Consider the following 15,408-nt stretch of genomic DNA (forward strand, 5'->3'; position numbering starts at 1 on the left):
ACGGGGGCGCGTCATGCGAAGACGGCCCCGGACATGAAGACGGCCCCGGACATGACGAAAGCCCCTCCGGTCTCCCGGAGGGGCTTTCGTCTGATGGCGGTAGCGGTGGGATTTGAACCCACGGATAGCTTGCACCATCACACGCTTTCGAGGCGTGCTCCTTAGGCCACTCGGACACGCTACCGAGACAGAGTCTAGTACACGCGGGGCAGTGCTCCGAAACCGATAACCACTGGCCGGGGCTACCTGTCCCGGAAGAACGCCGTCAGCTGCTCAGCGCACTCCTCCTCGCGCACGCCCGCGATCACCTCGGGCCGGTGGTTGAGCCGCCGGTCGCGCAGCAGGTCCCACAGGGAGCCCGCCGCACCGGCCTTCTCGTCCCGGGCCCCGTACACGACCCGCTCCAGACGCGACTGCTGGATCGCGCCCGCGCACATCGTGCACGGCTCCAGGGTGACCACCAGCGTGCACCCGGTCAGCCGCCACTCCTCGAGCTTCTCCGCGCCCCGCCGCACCGCCAGCACCTCGGCGTGCGCGGTCGGGTCGCCGTGCAGCTCGCGCTCGTTGTGCCCGGTGGCGAGCACCTCCCCGTCCGGGGCCAGCAGGACGGCGCCGACCGGCACATCACCGGCCGCCGCCGCCGCTGCCGCCTCGGCCAGGGCGAGCGTCATCGCCGTACGCCATGGATCTCGTACGGGATCGGAAATATCGGTGGGTTCTCCCTGGGGCACTAGCGCACGGCCTCCAGGATCTCCGCGGCCCCCAGTGCCTCGGCGATCGTGGACAGCGCGTCGCTGTCGAGGGCGAGCAGCTCCTTCTCGGACAGGCCCAGGTCGGCCAGGATCAGCCGGTCCCCGGCCGGGCCCGCGACCGCGGGACCCCCCTGGGCCGGCACGAGCGCGACGGCGGTCTCGGACTCCTGGTCGTCGTCCTCCTGCGCCTCGCTCTCACCGTCCTCGGTGCCGTCGAGGTCCAGCGCTTCCAGGTCGGCGTCGACGTCGTCGTCGGAGCCGAGCAGTTCGTCGGTGAGGATCTCTCCGTAGGAGGAACGGGCGGCTGCGGCTGCGTCCGAGACGTAGATCCGCGGGTCCTCCAGTTCCTCCACGCGGACGACGCCGAACCAGGCGTCCTCCTGCTCGATGAAGACGAGCACCATGTCGTCGTCCACCGAGCCCTCGCGGGCAAGTTCGACGAGGTCCGCAAGGGACTCCACGTCGTCGAGCTCCGTGTCGCTCGCTTCCCATCCGTCTTCGGTGCGCGCGAGCAGTGCGGCGAAGTACACCGTGACTCTCCCACTGGTCAGAGGTGACGATTCAGCGGTGCTCAGACGGCCCCGCCCAATCGGAATCGTGACAGAAACCAGTCCCGAGCGGGATGTCTTCCGCTCTTGCGTCGTGCATCAGTCCGGTGGGTGACCTGTTCGCCGCGCATTTCGGGCCGGTTCCGCGACTACCAGCGGAAGGTCCGCATCCGCATCTGCTGGCGCATTCTGGCCGCCCTCGCCCGCCTCGGCTGGACCCGGTCGCGCAGCTCCTTGGCCTCGTTGAGTTCCCGCAGGAACTGGGCGCGTCGCCGCCTCCTGGCCGCGTCGGTCTCCTCGGCGCGCTGCTCGTCGATGTCCTGTTCTGGCTGCTGCGTCATGACCCGCACCGTCCTGATGAGACGTATTTGGTACGTCTTCACCTTCCCTCCGGTGCCCCGGATGATGCGAGCCGGGCCCGCGGAGGGGCAGGGGCCCGGCACGCCCGGTTACTGTGGAAACATGCGGATACACGTCGTCGACCACCCGCTGGTGGCGCACAAACTCACCACGCTGCGCGACAAGCGCACCGATTCCCCCACCTTCCGGCGCCTCGCCGACGAGCTGGTCACCCTGCTCGCGTACGAGGCCACCCGGGACGTGCGCACCGAGCAGGTCGACATCGAGACCCCGGTCACCCCGACCACGGGCGTCAAGCTGTCCTACCCGCGCCCCCTGGTCGTCCCGATCCTGCGGGCCGGCCTCGGCATGCTCGACGGCATGGTCCGGCTGCTGCCGACCGCCGAAGTGGGCTTCCTCGGCATGATCCGCAACGAGGAGACCCTCCAGGCGGAGACGTACGCGACCCGGATGCCGGAGGACCTCTCCGGCCGCCAGGTCTACGTCCTCGACCCGATGCTGGCGACCGGCGGCACGCTGGTGGCGGCCATCCAGGAGCTCATCAAGCGCGGTGCTGACGACGTCACCGCGGTCGTGCTCCTTGCCGCGCCGGAGGGCGTGGAGGTCATGGAGCGCGAGCTGGCGGGCACGCCGGTGACGGTCGTGACGGCCTCGGTCGACGAGCGCCTCAACGAGAACGGCTACATCGTGCCGGGCCTGGGCGACGCGGGCGACCGCATGTACGGCACCGCGGAGTAGTTCTCAGCGGGTTTTCAGCACTTGTCGCCGGAGGGCGCGGGGGCGGGCTTGGCCAGTGCGGCCAGGGCCGCGTCCGCGTCCTTCTTGGCGTCCAGGGACTTGAAGGCGTCGCCGATGATCAGATCGACCTCCTGGGTGCCCCGGGCGTCGGCCTTCTTCTCGGCGCCCTTGAGCTGCGTGCCGAGCACCGGAAGCTGGGATTCCAGGGACTTCGGGGCGCCGACCAGCAGGGCGGCGGCCTTGACCTTCTTGTCGTACTCCTTGGGCGCGTTCTCCGTCTTGACCACGGTGAAGCCGCGCTTCTTCAGTTCCTCGCCGACCTGCTTGGCGAGGCCGCCGCGGGCGGTCGCGTTGTAGACGTTGACCTTGATCGAGGCGGGCTTGGGGATCTTCGCGGCGTCCTTCGCCGGGACGGCCGCGCCGGTCGCGGCGGGCTTGCAGTCGGGCTTCTTGCCGCCCGCGACCGCCTTCTTCTCACCACCGGTGAAGACGTCGATGAGCTGCATCGTTCCCCACCCGGCCAGGCTGAGCGCGACGACGGCCGCGACGGCCAGGAGGGCGATCCGGCGGCGGCGGTGGGGACGGCGCATCCGGGGATAGGCGTTACCCGTGATGCGGTACTTTCCGCCCATGCCGGGGGGAGTCAGCATGCTCATGGGCGCAGCGTAGTGCCGTCCGGAGCCGATGCGTACTAAATGATCAACGAATGGGTCAATGACCGACCCAAAAGGGCCAATGGGACACCCGAGTGCCGTGGCAGATGCCGGACGGGCCCGGAAGCACGTCGGGAAGTCCCTTGTGCGTCAGCCCAGTTCGAGGACGCGGGCGTGCAGCACCTGGCGCTGCTGGAGCGCGGCGCGGACCGCGCGGTGCAGTCCGTCCTCCAGATACAGGTCGCCCTGCCACTTCACGACGTGCGCGAAGAGGTCGCCGTAGAAGGTGGAGTCCTCGGCGAGGAGGGTCTCCAGGTCCAGCTGGCCCTTGGTGGTGACGAGCTGATCGAGGCGGACCGGGCGCGGCGCGACATCCGCCCACTGCCGGGTGCTTTCCCGGCCGTGGTCGGGATACGGCCGGCCGTTTCCGATGCGCTTGAAGATCACACGGAAAGCCTACCGGGGAAGGTGCTCCGGGCGCAGCCATGAGGGAGGGATGCAAAGGTCGTATTCAGCGCCAGAACGGGAGCAAACGATGAGCGGAAGTACCCCCTCCGGTGACATGGGCAGTGCTGCGGGCGCCTCTTTGGCCCCCGAGGCGGCGGCGATCGCGGGCGGGTACGCCTTCACGGGTCCCGCTCTGGATCTCGGTGCGCTGCTCTGGGACGGGGTCTGCCTGCCCGAGGCGCAGATCCGCATCCCCCTCGCGATGCTGAACCGGCACGGGCTGGTGGCGGGCGCGACCGGCACCGGCAAGACCAAGACCCTCCAGCTGATCGCCGAACAGCTCTCCGCCCAGGGTGTGCCGGTCTTCCTGGCCGACATCAAGGGCGACGTGTCGGGCATCAGCGCGCCGGGCGAGGAGAGCGAGAAGGTACGGGAGCGGGCGGCGGCCGTCGGCCAGGAGTGGGCGGGCACGGGTCACCCCTGCGAGTTCTACGCGCTGGGCGGCATCGGCCCCGGCATCCCGCTGCGGGCGACGGTGACGAGCTTTGGCCCCGTACTCCTCTCCAAGGTCCTCCAGCTCAACCAGACCCAGGAGCAGTCGCTCGGCCTGATCTTCCACTACGCGGACGCGAAAGGGCTGGAACTCGTCGATCTGAAGGACCTGCGGGCGGTCGTCGCCTTCCTCACCTCCGACGTGGGGAAGCCCGAGCTGAAGGGGATCGGCGGTCTGTCGACGGTGACGGCCGGGGTGATCCTGCGCGCGCTGACGGCCTTCGAGCAGCAGGGGGCGGGCGAGTTCTTCGGCGAACCCGAATTCGACACGAGCGAGCTGCTGCGGCAGGCGCCGGACGGGCGGGGCCTGGTCTCCGTCCTGGAGCTGGCCGCCGTACAGCGCAATCCCCAGCTCTTCTCCACCTTCCTGATGTGGCTGCTCGCGGACCTCTTCCACGACCTCCCGGAGGTCGGCGACCTGGACCGCCCCAAGCTCGTCTTCTTCTTCGACGAGGCGCACCTGCTGTTCAACGGGGCATCGAAGGCCTTCCTGGAGTCGATCACGCAGACCGTGCGCCTGATCCGCTCCAAGGGAGTCGGCGTCTTCTTCGTGACGCAGACACCGAAGGACGTCCCGTCGGACGTCCTTGCCCAGCTCGGCAACCGCGTCCAGCACGCGCTGAGGGCCTTCACGCCGGACGACGCGAAGGCTCTCAAGGCCACGGTGAAGACCTTCCCGAACTCCCCCTACGACCTGGAGGAGGTCCTGACCGGCCTCGGCACGGGCGAAGCGGTGATCACGGTCCTGAGCGAGAAGGGCGCCCCGACGCCGGTCGCCGCGACCCGCCTGCGGGCGCCGCAGTCGCTGATGGGGCCGGTGGGGGAGGACGTCCTCGACCGGGCGGTCAAGTCCTCGCTGCTGTACGGGCGGTACGCGGAGGCGATCGACCGGGAGTCGGCGTACGAGAAGCTCCAGACCCCGGAGGCGGTGGTCCCGCCGCCCGCAGCGCCGGCTCCCGCTCCGGAGCGGGACGACCCTTCGCTGATCGAGCAGGTGGTGGGGAGCGGGATGTTCAAGTCCCTCGCCCGCTCCATCGGGACGCAGCTGGGCCGGGAGATCAGCCGCTCCATCTTCGGCACCTCGCGCCGGAGGCGATGAGTTCCGGGGGCCGGGAGACCGGAGGGCGGGGGTCAGGCGGTCGGGGTGTTGGGGACGTGGCGGTGGCCGCCGTTGCGGGACTGCCAGTCGCGGTAGACGTCGACCGCCTCCGCCCGCGAGTCGTGGCGCATCGGCAGGCGCCGTTCCTGCCAGGGCTTGGCGATCTCCTCGTAGAAGGTGCCGAGTTCGAAGTACTTGCGGTCGTCCACGTAGTGCGGCTCGTACTCCTCGCGTGTCGTGAGGAACACGACCTCTGCCGGCGAGCAGTAGTACAGCGAGCCGAGGCACATCGGGCAGGGGTGGGCCAGTACGTAGATCGTGCAGTCCGTGAGGTGCTCCGTGCCGAGCTTCGTGCACGCCTCACGGATCGCCAGGATCTCGGCGTGGGCCGTCGGGTCCCCGGTCTGGGCGACCTTGTTGCCGCTCTCGGCGACGATCTCGCCGTCGCGGACGATGACGGTGGCGAAGGGCCGCCCGCCCTCCTCCACGTTGGCTCGGGCGATGTCGATGGTGCGCTGGGCGAAGTCCATGGTCATTTCCTTTCCGGGGGGTGGGGAGGGGGTGGGCGGGGGTGACGTTTCACGTGAAACGTCGCCCCCGCCCCGAGAGGCGATTAGAACGGCTTTGTGGGGAGGTACTTGCCGTCCAGCGTGATGACGGCCCGCTCGCCGCCCTCGGGGTCGGCGACCTTCTTCACGTCCAGCTTGAAGTTGATCGCCGAGATGATCCCGTCGCCGAACTCCTCGTGGACCAGGGCCTTCAGCGTGGTGCCGTAGACCTGGAGCATCTCGTAGAAGCGGTAGATGGTCGGGTCGGTCGGGATGCCGCCGTTGCCGACGATGCTGCCGCGCATCGGGACGGTCTGGAGGAGAAGGGCCGCGTCGTCGTCGAGGCCGAGCAGGTCGGCGACCGTGCGGGCGGCGTCGGCGGGCAGCGGGTGCTGGCCGAGGAGGGCGGCGGTCACGAAGGCGACGGAGAGGCCGGTGGGCTCGGCGATCTCCTTCCAGGACAGGTCGCGGCGGGTCTTGGCCTCGATGGCGGCGACGGTGACCTGCTGGCGGGAGTTCTGGTCGGCCTGGGCGTGGAGGTTGTTCATGGGGGGTTCCTCTTTCTTGTACGTGTGGGGCACGTGTGCGTGGGGGATCAGGCGGTGAGGGGGGTGACGGTGCCGGTCGTCGTGTCGACCGTTTCGATGTCGCCGGACCCGATGTCGTAGACCCACCCGTGCAGGGCGAGCTCCTCGCGGGCCAGGGCGCGGGCCACCGAGGGGTGGGTGCGCAGGTTGGTGAGCTGGGCGGCGACGTTGAAGCGGATCAGCGCGGCGATCCGCTCCTCGCCCTGCTGGGACGCGTCCAGCAGGGCCTGCGAGGCGTCCGCGTGCCGCAGCCAGTCGGCGGTGGCGGGGAGGGACGACATGTCGGTGCCGGAGGCGAGCGCGGTCATCGCGCCGCAGGCCGAGTGGCCGCAGACGATGATGTCGGCGACGCCGAGGGCGTTCACCGCGTACTCGATGCTGGCGGCGACGCCGTCCGCACCCTGCCCGTGCGGCGGAACGAGGTTGCCCGCCGTACGGATGACGAACAGCTCGCCCGGTTCGCGCTGGGTGATCAGCTCGGGGACGACCCGGGCATCCGAACAGCCGATGAACAGGGCGTTCGGGGTGTGGGTCGTGGCCAGCCGCCGGAAGAGCTCAGCTCTGGGCGGGAAGGCCTCGCGCCGGAAGCGCTCGAATCCTGCTGCGATCTCCTGCATGGGACCACTCCTTGCGACGTGCGACGGGGCTTTTGCGCCGGTTTGCCGGGCTGTCCGTCCGACGTGCTCCACCCTGCACGACCTGCACCTATAGCGTCCAAGAGTTGCTGTCGCTTTCTGCAATAGATGGCATCTATAGTCGAGTGCATGCCCGCCCTCGAACTGCGCCACCTCCGCTATCTCCTCGCCGTCGCCGAGCACGCGAACTTCACCCGCGCCGCCGAGGAGCTGCACATCTCGCAGCCCACGCTCTCCCAGCAGATCAAGCAGCTGGAGCGGGCGCTGAAGGTGCAGTTGCTGGACCGTTCGGGCCGCTCAGTGCGGCTCACCGACGCGGGCGAGGCGTACGTGACGTACGCGCGCAGGGCCCTCACCGACCTCGCGGCGGGCGAACGGGCGGTGCTGGACGTCGGCGACCTGTCGCGCGGCACGCTGCGCGTCGCGATGACGCCGACCTTCACGACGTACCTGATGGGACCCCTCGTCGCGGACTTCCACGCCCGGCACCCGGGGATCTCCCTGGACGTGCGGGAGATGACGCAGGCCCGCATGGAGACCGAACTCCTCGACGACCGGATCGACGTCGGCATCGCCTTCCTCGGCGAGCACGCGACGGGCGTGACGGCGCGGCCCCTGTTCGAGGAGGGGCTGGCGCTGGTGGTGGGGTCGAGCGCTCATCCGTACGCGAAGAACACGCGGGCGCTCCCGCTGGAGGAGCTGGCCGCCGCCCACCTCGCACTCCTCAGCGAGGACTTCGCGACGCGCCGCCACCTGGACGCGTACTTCGAGCGGTACGGGGTGCGGCCCGCCGTCGCCGTCGAGGCGAACTCGCTGAATGTCCTGGTCGAGGTCGTCGGCCGGGGCGCGCTGGCGACCGTACTGCCGGACCCGCTGGCCGCCGCCGACGCGCGGCTGCACCGGGTGCCCGTCGAGCCCCCGCTGCCGTCGCGCACGGCGGCGCTGCTGCTGCGCGAGGCGGCGTACCGGAGCGCGGCGGTGCGGGCGTTCGAGGAGCGGGTGGCGGGCTGGGTGCGGGAGAAGGGGTACGGGGAGGCGTAAGTCCCGTACCCCTTCTGTCGGTTGGGGTGATTACGCCACGGACGCCGAGACCGGCGTGCGGGACTGCTCCTGCGCGGCGAGGGCCGGGCGCGACTCCTGCCACGGGTAGCCGTGCGTCCGCAGGGCCTGGCTCAGCGCGTGCCGCGAGGCCTGGCGCGGGCTGCGCGACAGCTCGCGGCCGTGCGCGTCGAGCACGACCAGGTCCCGGCCGTCGAGGTACACGGCCGCCACGTCCGCCCTGGCCAGCGACGTGGCCTTCTTGCCGTCGCGCGGCTCGATGGTCAGCGCCGCCCCGGTCACGGTCGTCCGGGCCGAGTCGGCGACGGCGACGTACGCCGCGAGCAGGCCGAGCAGGGTGGCGACGAGCGCGCACAGTGCGATCTGCCAGGGCTGCTCCAGGCCGCCGAGCGCTTCGAAGAGGCGGCGCAGCGGTCCGGTCGCCGAGCCGTCGAACCAGCGGGCGAGCGGCGGCAGCAGGAAGCCGATGCCGAGCCCGACGGCCGGGAAGCCGACGAGGATGCGCAGCAGACGGGTGCGGGAGTATCCCAACACGGTTGATTCAGATGGGTGGTTGTGGCTCATTTCGCAGCTCCCCCGATGGTGGGCATGGGTCGTGCCCGTTCGTGTTTCGAGCCTAGCCAACGGGGGAAGCGGGGGGCGTCAGCCGATGGGTGGGTGTGTGTCGACTTCGGTATCCGACGCGCGAGGGATCTGTGTCCTCCTTTGTGCGTACATCGGTTACGTCCCCGGGGCCGGCCTGTCGGCACCGGGCAGCGGCCCGAGGCCCCGGAGGGCACCTACAGCGCGTCGAAGTCCAGGTGACCGAGCTTCTCCGGGTTCAGGACGACGTCGATCCCGGTGATCAGCCCGCCCTCGTCCACCGTGAAAGCCAACGCACCCCGGTACCCCATCGCCCTCGCATCCAGCACCAGCCCCGGCGCACCGTTCACGTCGTACCGCAGAATCCGCATCCGCGCGGGCTCGAAGAACCCGTAGATCCCCTGCGCCAGCGCCGCCACCTTCGCCGCGCCCGTGACCGGCCGCCGTGCCGCGCTGACGATGCCGCCGCCGTCCGAGCGCCAGACCACCTGCGGCGCGAGGATGCGCAGGAACGCGTCGAGGTCGCCGCCCCCGGTGACCGCGTCGAGGAAGGCCTCCACGGCCCGCTGGTGCTCGGCCCGCGCGACCGTGCGCCGCGGCTTCGCGTCCCGTACGTGCTTGCGCGCGGTCGACGCGGACTGCCGTACGGCGGCGGGCGACTTGTCCAGCGCCTGCGCGATCTCCGGGAACGGCACCCCGAAAACGTCGTGCAGCACGAACGCCACCCGCTCCGCCGGACTCAGGCTCTCCAGCACCAGCAGCATCGCCGTGCTGACCGACTCGTCGAGCGTCACCCGCTCCTCGGGCCCCTCCGCCGCGGGGGCGGTGACCAGCGGCTCCGGCAGCCACGGCCCGACGTACCGCTCGCGGCGGGCGCGGGCGGAGGTCAACTGGTCGTAGCAGAGCCGGCTGATCGTGGTGGTGAGGTACGCACGCGGGTGCTCCGCCGTCCCGTCGGGCAGCGCGTGCCAGCGCAGCCACGCCTCCTGCACGGCGTCGTCCGCGTCGGCGACGGACCCGGTGATGCGGTAGGCGACCGCGTGCAGATGCGCGCGGTGCTCCTCGAACTCGGCCTGGTCCGCCATGCGTCCGCTCCGGAGTGGGTACGAGGTGTCAGGTCTCCCCGAGCCTAATCACCCCTCTGCGAGGATGACCGGCATGGCCACCCTCATCGCCTTCTTCGCCCACCCCGACGACGAGGTCCTGCACGCGGGCGGCACCCTGGCCCGCGCCGCCGCCGAGGGGCACCGGGTGGTGCTGGTGTCGGCGACGGACGGCGAGATGGGTCCGGTACGGGAGGGACGCCTGCGCCTGCGCGAACTCGACGCCAGCGGCGCGGCGTTGGGTGCATCCCGCGTCACCACCCTCGGTTACGCCGACAGCGGCCACGGCCGCGACCTCTACCCGGACCCGCCGGACCGGCCCCGCTTCGTACGCGTACCGCGCCAGGAGGCGGCCGAGGCGCTGGCGGCGATCCTCCGCGAGGAGAAGGCCGACCTCCTCCTCACCCACGACGCGGGCGGCGGCTACGGCCACCGCGACCACGTCCACGCCCACGAGGTGGCCCTTCACGCGTCCCACCTGGCAGGTGGCATCCGCACCTTGACCACCGCCATCCCCCGCACGGCCGCCATCCGCCTCCTCCGCCTCACCTCGCTCCTGCGCAGCCCCCGAAACCTCCGTACCTTCCGTACGGCGATGCTCCGCATCGAGCACACCCCTCGCGAGCAGATCACCCACGCCATCGACGCGCGCCCCCACGCCGCCCGCAAACAGGCCGCCCTCGCGGCGCACGCCTCCCAGGTCTGGGGTGCGGGCCGCAGCGCGGGGGCCTTCCGGGCGCTGGTGCGCATGCGGACCGGCCTGTTCGCGGCGCTGCTCGGCCGGGAGTGGTGGTCGGAGGTCCGGCTGGGCTGAACGGCGCCTCCCCGTAACGAAGTTGGCTGCAAGGAAACCTTGACGAGATCACGTACTGCAAGGAACCCTTGACGCATGTCCACCTCGCTCACCGACGCCCACCTGGACGGACACGACTTCACCGCCCGCCCGCTGGGCGTGGCCCCCGACGGGAGCAAATTCCCGACCGGCTCGGCCGCCTCCTGCTCCTGCGGCTGGGAGGGAGACATCGAACACGCCCTGGGAAGGGGCGCGTTCCCCCTCCAGGAGGCCGACGAGGCCGCCGCCCGCGAATGGCAGCGCGACCACGTCGCCGCCCTCCGGGCCGCCACCGCCACCAGGGCCGAGGCCGACGCCATGCGCGCGGTCGTCGCCGCCCTGCGCACGATGATCGACGAGGACCGCCCGCTGGCCGCCCTGGACCTGATCCGCATCGGCGGCGGCGAGTTCTCCCCCCTCGCGAGGGAGGCCGCCCTGCGCGCGACGTACCTCGACAACTCCTGGACCGACATCGGCAGGGCCCTGGGCATCAGCAGGCAGGCGGCCTGGGAGAAGTACGGGAAGAGGTAGGGGCGGGGTCTGGTGCCCGTGAGGTGGGAGCACGGGGAGGAAGGGTGCGTCACGGCGGCGTGGGCGGCCTTCGTCGTCGAACGCGGCTGCTGATCTTCCCGCCGGGCCAGGCGGTTTGTGAGGATGCGTGGATGATTCCTTCTGTGCCCGACGTCGTCCCCGCCGGGCGGATGGCTGCGACGACTCAGCCCGTGTTGGTGCTCGGCTCCGGGACGCTGCTGCGGCCCTGGCGGGAGGGCGATGCGGAGGTGATCGTCGAGGCCGCCGTCGATCCGGAGATCCAGCGGTGGAATCGGCCCGGGAAGGACGTGTCCTTGGCGGATGCCCGGGAGAGGGTCACGCGGTGGACGCGTTCCTGGGCGGCGGAGACGGCGGCAGTGTGGGCGGTGGTGCCGCCCGGGGACGAACGTCCGGTGGGGTTGGTCGGGTGCGGCGACCTGGTCCTTCGTGCGGGCAGTGGCGAAATCGCCTACTGGCTGCTGCCTGCGGCACGGGGAAGAGGGTTCGTCGGAGAGGCCGTTGTGCGGGTGGGCCGGTGGGCGTTGGAGGAGCTCGGGCTGCATCGGCTTCGGCTCACGCACTCCGTGCACAACCCGGCGTCCTGCCGGGTCGCGGAGAAGGCCGGGTTCGTACTGGAGGGGACCATGCGCAGTGCCCTGCTGCATGCGGACGGCTGGCACGACGAGCATCTGCACGGGCTGGTCGGGGCGGGAGGGTGAGGCTTGGGTGGTGGGTGGTGGGTGGTGGGTGGTGAGTGGTGGGTGGGGTGCCGGGGTGACCGGCTGTGTGGTGTTGGCCTATCGGGGCAGTCTGGGCTCTGAACTGCGGTGATTCCGTCGCCAGGACTGATTGTCAGACCCCTGTGGAAGCATTCTTTACGTCAGCTGCAATCGACGTGGTTTGCGGGTGGGGGTCATGATCAGTTCGTACGGATGTGAGGCGTGCGGCGGGCCGCAGGGCAGGTGGCGCCCGGTGCTGGGACGCGCGGTGTGCGCGGCCTGCGAGAAGGGCGGCGGCGGCCGGGAGCCGGTGCTGCTCGCCGAGGTGCTGGCGAGCACGGCGATCGAACTGGGTTCCGCCGCCCGGCAGTTGAGGGCGGTGCCCGACCCGCGCGCTTCCGGGGGCACGTCCTGCAAGCGGTGCGGTGCGGCCGCCGAGTGGCACCGCACGGTGCGCGGGAAGTGGATCCTGATCGAGCCGGGGGAGCGGGTGGTGGCCTCCGTGCCGGCGGGGAAGCGGTGGCGGATCGCGGGGGACGGGACGGCCGTCAACCTGGGCTCGTCGATACCGACGGACACGTGCCGGATCAGTCACTTCGACCTGTGCCCGGCGAGGTCGGCGGCGGTGGCGTAGAGGGGGGCGGGGGTGCCTTGGAGGTGCCTTGAGGGGGCCTCGGGGAGGCCCTGTGCGAGGCCCGCGAAAAGTTTCTTCGGGAATTTTCCGCCGGGCGGTCACACTCGCGCCGCGCCGCGAGTCATAGGGGTGTACGGGCCGAGCGGCCCGCCGGAGCGGCACCAACGCCGCCTCGGACCACTGGATTCGACCACACCCCCTCGGGAGCCCCGCCATGTCGACCACCTACGTAGTCGTGACCGTCGTCGCCGCCGTCATGGTCGGCTTCTCGGCCGGATCGGCCGCCTTCGGCGCCAAGTGGGCCGTGGAGCCGATGAAGGACTACGGCGTCCCCCAGGCCTGGCTGCCGTGGCTGGCGGCGGCCAAGGCGGCCGGAGCGGCCGGGCTGCTGGTGGGCCTGGCGGTCCCGGCGATCGGTGTCGCTGCCGGGATCGGCCTGGTCCTGTACTTCGCGGGTGCGGTCGTCACCGTGGTCCGGGCCCGTTGGTACGCGCACATCCCGTTCCCGCTGGTGTACGTCGCGCCGGTGGTCGGCGCCCTGGCCCTGGGGCTGGCGGCCTGACCCGGCCGGTCCTGCCCGGTCCATGACCCCGTACCGCTGGTGGTTCACAGCGAGGCGGGGTCGAGGGCGTTCGCCATCGCGCGGTATCCGGCGTCGTTGGGGTGCAGGTGGTCGCCGCTGTCGAAGGCCGGGTGGAGGCGCTCGGGGTCGGCCGGGTCGGCGAGGGCCTTGTCGAAGTCGACGTACGCGTCGTAAGCCCCCGAGGTGCGGACCCAGTGGTTGAACTCGTCGCTCGCGGCGGCTGCGCGCTTGCCGTAGTGGTCGGAGCCGCCGAGCGGGAGCAGGGTCGCGCCGACGATCCGGACGCCCTTCGCGCGGGCCTGGCGGATCAGCTCCTTGTGGCCGTTGATGAGGTCGCGGCCGGTGATGTTCGGTGCGGGCTTGTACAGGGGGTGGTCGGTCTCCTGGAAGCCGATGTCGTTGAGCCCTTCGAGGACGACGACCGTGCCGACGCCGGGAAGGTCGAGGGCGTCGCGGGAGAAGCGGTTGGTGGCCCGCTCCCCGAACCAGGCGGAGTCGTTGAGGACGAGGTTGCCGCCGATGCCGGAGTTCAGGACCGGGCGGGGCTTGCCCAGGGACTTCAGCCGGGCGGCCAGGGCGTCGGAGTACCGGCGGTCGGCGTTCGGGGTGGAGGCGAACCCGTCGGTGATCGAGTCGCCGAAAAGAGCGACCCCGCTGCGCTGCTGCTGCGTACCGCTGACGTCGACGCCCGACAGGTAGTACCAGGACTCGGTGGACTCCGTGAAGGCGGCGGCCGAGCCGTCCGAGGCGTGGTCGCCACTCGCCCGGTAGGAGTCGGTGAAGGACTGGGCGTGGAAGGTCGCGGGGCCGGTCGTGCGCTTGAGGTAGAGGGTGACGGAGACCTGGTCACCGGCCGCCAGCCGCAGCCCGGCCGGGTCGCTGGAGAGCTGCCCGCCCGCCGGCACGGACGCCGACCGCCGTCCCCCGAAGGCGAGTTCACGCACCGTGCCCGCTCTGACGGCCGCGCCCTTGTCCGTACGGGCGACCGTGGCACGCTCCACCTGGAGCGGCGAGGTGCCGTACGCGTTGGAGAGCCGGATACGGGCCTGCGTCCCGCCGGCGGTGACGCGGACGACCTGGCGGACGGTGTGGTTGTCGAAACCGGCCTCCGACCAGTTGGGCTTGAAGCTCACGGACGCCCGCTGCGGCGAGGCGGCCCAGGCGGCGGCCCACTTCGCTGAAGCGGACTCGGACTCGGACTTGGGCTTGGCCTCCGTACGGTCCAGCGCGACGGCGGTCGTCCCGGCACCCAGTGCGAGGGCGACGGAGGCGGCGAGGACGGTCTTACGGGCACGTGAAAGCACGGCTCCTCCAAGGGAGTTGCTCGGGAAGTGTCGTCCGGACCGGACCCCTCAAAGATCCTCCGCAACGCCACCCCGAACAACGCCGATCCGTGCAACGATCGATAACCCAGCACAATCGATCCAGCGCGACGACAACTCTCGGGAGCATCCACCCGTGACGGGCAGGAGCCCCCACCCGTGATGGAACGGCACGAGACCGAGATCTTCCTGATCCTCGCCGACGAACTCCACTTCGGCCGCACCGCCGAGAAGCTGCTCGTCTCCCAGGCCCGGGTCAGCCAAGTCCTCAAGCGCCTGGAGCGCAAGATCGGCGCCCCGCTCTTCGACCGCACCAGCCGCAGCGTCTCCCTGACCCCGCTCGGCCGCCAGCTCCACACCGAACTGGCGCCCCTGCACGACCAAATGACGGCCGTCCTCCAGCGCGCACAAGCCACCGCCCGCGGCATCGACGGCATCCTCAACGTCGGCTTCCTCGGCTCCGGCGCCGGCCAGCTCACCCGCGACATCCGGCGCACCTTCCGCGAGCGCGCCCCCGGCTGCGAGGTCCGCATGCGCGAGGTGCAGTTCGCCGACCCGCTCGGCCCGCTCCGTACGGGCGAGGTCGAGGTGCTCTTCACCAGGCTCCCGGTCGAGGAGCCCGACCTCACCGTCGGTCCGACGGTCGTCTCCGAGCCCCGGGTGCTGGCCGTCCCCTGCCACCACCCGCTCGCCCACCGCGACTCGGTCTCCCTGGAGGACGCCGCAGGGGAGCGCTTCTTCGGCGTGACGGGAGGCGCCCCCGCCTACTGGTGGGACGCCCAGGTCCCGCGCCGCACCGCCGCCGGATCCGTCCTGGAACGCGGCCAGGACGTCTCCACCTTCCAGGAAATGCTCTCGATGATCGCCGCCTGCCAGGGCGTCTCCCCGGTCGTCGCCTCCGTCGCGACCTACTACGCCCGCCCCGACCTGGCCTACGTCCCCCTCGCCGACGTCCCCAACAGCGACGTCGCCCTCGTCTGGCGCACCGGCGCCACCACCGCCCGCTCCGAGGCCTACATCGAAGCCGTCCGCGACGCGGTCACGGCCCACGGCGGCCCGATGGCCCTCTGACCCCGTTCGGGATGTTTCACGTGAAACAACAACGGTGGGGGTACGGGCAGTTG

At 71.1% G+C, this 15,408-nt stretch carries 20 protein-coding genes and 1 tRNA gene; 9 read left to right on the forward strand and 12 right to left on the reverse strand.

Going from position 1 to position 15,408, the window contains the following annotated elements; all coding sequences use genetic code 11:
* Nucleotides 1–94: 94 nt before the first annotated feature.
* From IE269_RS10960 to IE269_RS10975, 4 genes are all read right to left on the reverse strand, one after another.
* A tRNA-Ser gene (locus tag IE269_RS10960) sits at nucleotides 95–184 on the reverse strand.
* Nucleotides 185–242: 58 nt separating this feature from the next.
* Nucleotides 243–671 (reverse strand): tRNA adenosine(34) deaminase TadA, encoded by a 429-nt coding sequence (tadA, locus tag IE269_RS10965; protein ID WP_189822640.1) that lies wholly within the window; start codon nucleotides 669–671, stop codon nucleotides 243–245.
* A gap of 59 nt (nucleotides 672–730) precedes the next feature.
* A complete protein-coding gene (locus IE269_RS10970) occupies nucleotides 731–1,282 on the reverse strand; it encodes a tRNA adenosine deaminase-associated protein (RefSeq protein WP_189822641.1) in 552 nt (183 codons plus the stop codon).
* Nucleotides 1,283–1,449: 167 nt separating this feature from the next.
* Nucleotides 1,450–1,641: a hypothetical protein gene (locus IE269_RS10975; RefSeq protein WP_189822780.1), complete on the reverse strand. Its 192-nt coding sequence runs from the start codon at nucleotides 1,639–1,641 to the stop codon at nucleotides 1,450–1,452.
* A 121-nt stretch (nucleotides 1,642–1,762) separates the two neighbouring features.
* Between IE269_RS10975 and upp the strand changes: the two genes are divergently transcribed.
* Nucleotides 1,763–2,398 carry a uracil phosphoribosyltransferase gene (upp, locus tag IE269_RS10980; protein ID WP_189822642.1) on the forward strand — a complete coding sequence of 212 codons (636 nt, stop codon included), beginning with the start codon at nucleotides 1,763–1,765 and terminating at the stop codon, nucleotides 2,396–2,398.
* A gap of 14 nt (nucleotides 2,399–2,412) precedes the next feature.
* Here the strand turns inward: upp and IE269_RS10985 are convergent, their stop codons facing one another.
* Together IE269_RS10985 and IE269_RS10990 are read right to left on the reverse strand one after the other, a co-directional pair.
* Nucleotides 2,413–3,054: a LytR C-terminal domain-containing protein gene (locus tag IE269_RS10985; RefSeq protein ID WP_189822643.1), complete on the reverse strand. Its 642-nt coding sequence runs from the start codon at nucleotides 3,052–3,054 to the stop codon at nucleotides 2,413–2,415.
* A gap of 147 nt (nucleotides 3,055–3,201) precedes the next feature.
* On the reverse strand, nucleotides 3,202–3,498 hold the full coding sequence (locus IE269_RS10990) for a type II toxin-antitoxin system VapB family antitoxin (protein WP_003955420.1): 297 nt from the start codon (nucleotides 3,496–3,498) through the stop codon (nucleotides 3,202–3,204).
* Nucleotides 3,499–3,613: 115 nt separating this feature from the next.
* Between IE269_RS10990 and IE269_RS10995 the strand changes: the two genes are divergently transcribed.
* Entirely contained in the window at nucleotides 3,614–5,149 is a 1,536-nt protein-coding gene (locus tag IE269_RS10995; protein WP_189822767.1) for a helicase HerA-like domain-containing protein, read from the forward strand.
* Between the two features lie 32 nt (nucleotides 5,150–5,181).
* Here IE269_RS10995 and IE269_RS11000 read toward each other — a convergent pair whose 3' ends face one another.
* From IE269_RS11000 to IE269_RS11010, 3 genes are all read right to left on the reverse strand, one after another.
* Entirely contained in the window at nucleotides 5,182–5,679 is a 498-nt protein-coding gene (locus tag IE269_RS11000; protein WP_189822644.1) for a nucleoside deaminase, read from the reverse strand.
* Between the two features lie 83 nt (nucleotides 5,680–5,762).
* The gene (cynS, locus tag IE269_RS11005; RefSeq protein ID WP_189822645.1) at nucleotides 5,763–6,245 is read right to left on the reverse strand and encodes a cyanase; all 483 of its coding nucleotides are present in this window, start codon (nucleotides 6,243–6,245) and stop codon (nucleotides 5,763–5,765) included.
* A gap of 47 nt (nucleotides 6,246–6,292) precedes the next feature.
* A complete protein-coding gene (locus IE269_RS11010; RefSeq protein ID WP_189822646.1) occupies nucleotides 6,293–6,901 on the reverse strand; it encodes a carbonic anhydrase in 609 nt (202 codons plus the stop codon).
* A gap of 147 nt (nucleotides 6,902–7,048) precedes the next feature.
* Between IE269_RS11010 and cynR the strand changes: the two genes are divergently transcribed.
* On the forward strand, nucleotides 7,049–7,960 hold the full coding sequence (cynR, locus tag IE269_RS11015; RefSeq protein WP_189822647.1) for a transcriptional regulator CynR: 912 nt from the start codon (nucleotides 7,049–7,051) through the stop codon (nucleotides 7,958–7,960).
* 30 nt (nucleotides 7,961–7,990) lie between these two features.
* On the opposite strand, the gene IE269_RS11020 is transcribed toward cynR, so the two are convergent.
* Nucleotides 7,991–8,512, reverse strand: a complete 522-nt coding sequence (locus IE269_RS11020; protein ID WP_189822648.1) for a YqeB family protein — start codon at nucleotides 8,510–8,512, stop codon at nucleotides 7,991–7,993.
* Between the two features lie 245 nt (nucleotides 8,513–8,757).
* Nucleotides 8,758–9,645, reverse strand: a complete 888-nt coding sequence (sigJ, locus tag IE269_RS11025; protein WP_189822649.1) for an RNA polymerase sigma factor SigJ — start codon at nucleotides 9,643–9,645, stop codon at nucleotides 8,758–8,760.
* A gap of 73 nt (nucleotides 9,646–9,718) precedes the next feature.
* Here sigJ and IE269_RS11030 point away from each other — a divergent pair, with 73 nt between their 5' ends.
* The 5 genes from IE269_RS11030 (at nucleotide 9,719) to IE269_RS11050 (ending at nucleotide 12,941) form a co-directional block, all read left to right on the forward strand.
* Entirely contained in the window at nucleotides 9,719–10,477 is a 759-nt protein-coding gene (locus IE269_RS11030; RefSeq protein ID WP_189822650.1) for a PIG-L deacetylase family protein, read from the forward strand.
* A 75-nt stretch (nucleotides 10,478–10,552) separates the two neighbouring features.
* Nucleotides 10,553–11,026: a hypothetical protein gene (locus tag IE269_RS11035; RefSeq protein WP_189822651.1), complete on the forward strand. Its 474-nt coding sequence runs from the start codon at nucleotides 10,553–10,555 to the stop codon at nucleotides 11,024–11,026.
* Between the two features lie 131 nt (nucleotides 11,027–11,157).
* A complete protein-coding gene (locus tag IE269_RS11040) occupies nucleotides 11,158–11,745 on the forward strand; it encodes a GNAT family N-acetyltransferase (protein WP_189822652.1) in 588 nt (195 codons plus the stop codon).
* A gap of 196 nt (nucleotides 11,746–11,941) precedes the next feature.
* A complete protein-coding gene (locus IE269_RS11045; protein ID WP_318299651.1) occupies nucleotides 11,942–12,379 on the forward strand; it encodes a DUF6083 domain-containing protein in 438 nt (145 codons plus the stop codon).
* Nucleotides 12,380–12,593: 214 nt separating this feature from the next.
* Nucleotides 12,594–12,941 (forward strand): DoxX family protein, encoded by a 348-nt coding sequence (locus IE269_RS11050; RefSeq protein ID WP_189822653.1) that lies wholly within the window; start codon nucleotides 12,594–12,596, stop codon nucleotides 12,939–12,941.
* Between the two features lie 44 nt (nucleotides 12,942–12,985).
* Here the strand turns inward: IE269_RS11050 and IE269_RS11055 are convergent, their stop codons facing one another.
* Nucleotides 12,986–14,266: an SGNH/GDSL hydrolase family protein gene (locus tag IE269_RS11055; RefSeq protein WP_189822654.1), complete on the reverse strand. Its 1,281-nt coding sequence runs from the start codon at nucleotides 14,264–14,266 to the stop codon at nucleotides 12,986–12,988.
* Nucleotides 14,267–14,446: 180 nt separating this feature from the next.
* Here IE269_RS11055 and IE269_RS11060 point away from each other — a divergent pair, with 180 nt between their 5' ends.
* Nucleotides 14,447–15,355 (forward strand): LysR family transcriptional regulator, encoded by a 909-nt coding sequence (locus IE269_RS11060; protein ID WP_189822655.1) that lies wholly within the window; start codon nucleotides 14,447–14,449, stop codon nucleotides 15,353–15,355.
* The last annotated feature ends 53 nt before the right edge of the window (nucleotides 15,356–15,408 follow it).

The organism is Streptomyces spiroverticillatus (assembly GCA_014650415.1).
GTDB classification, from domain to species: Bacteria; Actinomycetota; Actinomycetes; order Streptomycetales; family Streptomycetaceae; genus Streptomyces; species Streptomyces spiroverticillatus.

Excerpts from the sequence above, each read along its gene's own strand:
- tadA (WP_189822640.1), bottom strand. The coding sequence starts at position 671 with ATGACGCTCGCCCTGGCCGAGGCGGCAGCGGCGGCGGCGGCCGGTGAT.
- IE269_RS10975 (WP_189822780.1), bottom strand. The coding sequence starts at position 1,641 with ATGACGCAGCAGCCAGAACAGGACATCGACGAGCAGCGCGCCGAGGAG.
- upp (WP_189822642.1), top strand. The coding sequence starts at position 1,763 with ATGCGGATACACGTCGTCGACCACCCGCTGGTGGCGCACAAACTCACC.
- IE269_RS10985 (WP_189822643.1), bottom strand. The coding sequence starts at position 3,054 with ATGAGCATGCTGACTCCCCCCGGCATGGGCGGAAAGTACCGCATCACG.
- IE269_RS10995 (WP_189822767.1), top strand. The coding sequence starts at position 3,614 with ATGGGCAGTGCTGCGGGCGCCTCTTTGGCCCCCGAGGCGGCGGCGATC.
- IE269_RS11000 (WP_189822644.1), bottom strand. The coding sequence starts at position 5,679 with ATGGACTTCGCCCAGCGCACCATCGACATCGCCCGAGCCAACGTGGAG.
- cynS (WP_189822645.1), bottom strand. The coding sequence starts at position 6,245 with ATGAACAACCTCCACGCCCAGGCCGACCAGAACTCCCGCCAGCAGGTC.
- IE269_RS11010 (WP_189822646.1), bottom strand. The coding sequence starts at position 6,901 with ATGCAGGAGATCGCAGCAGGATTCGAGCGCTTCCGGCGCGAGGCCTTC.
- cynR (WP_189822647.1), top strand. The coding sequence starts at position 7,049 with ATGCCCGCCCTCGAACTGCGCCACCTCCGCTATCTCCTCGCCGTCGCC.
- sigJ (WP_189822649.1), bottom strand. The coding sequence starts at position 9,645 with ATGGCGGACCAGGCCGAGTTCGAGGAGCACCGCGCGCATCTGCACGCG.
- IE269_RS11030 (WP_189822650.1), top strand. The coding sequence starts at position 9,719 with ATGGCCACCCTCATCGCCTTCTTCGCCCACCCCGACGACGAGGTCCTG.
- IE269_RS11035 (WP_189822651.1), top strand. The coding sequence starts at position 10,553 with ATGTCCACCTCGCTCACCGACGCCCACCTGGACGGACACGACTTCACC.
- IE269_RS11040 (WP_189822652.1), top strand. The coding sequence starts at position 11,158 with ATGATTCCTTCTGTGCCCGACGTCGTCCCCGCCGGGCGGATGGCTGCG.
- IE269_RS11045 (WP_318299651.1), top strand. The coding sequence starts at position 11,942 with ATGATCAGTTCGTACGGATGTGAGGCGTGCGGCGGGCCGCAGGGCAGG.
- IE269_RS11050 (WP_189822653.1), top strand. The coding sequence starts at position 12,594 with ATGTCGACCACCTACGTAGTCGTGACCGTCGTCGCCGCCGTCATGGTC.
- IE269_RS11060 (WP_189822655.1), top strand. The coding sequence starts at position 14,447 with ATGGAACGGCACGAGACCGAGATCTTCCTGATCCTCGCCGACGAACTC.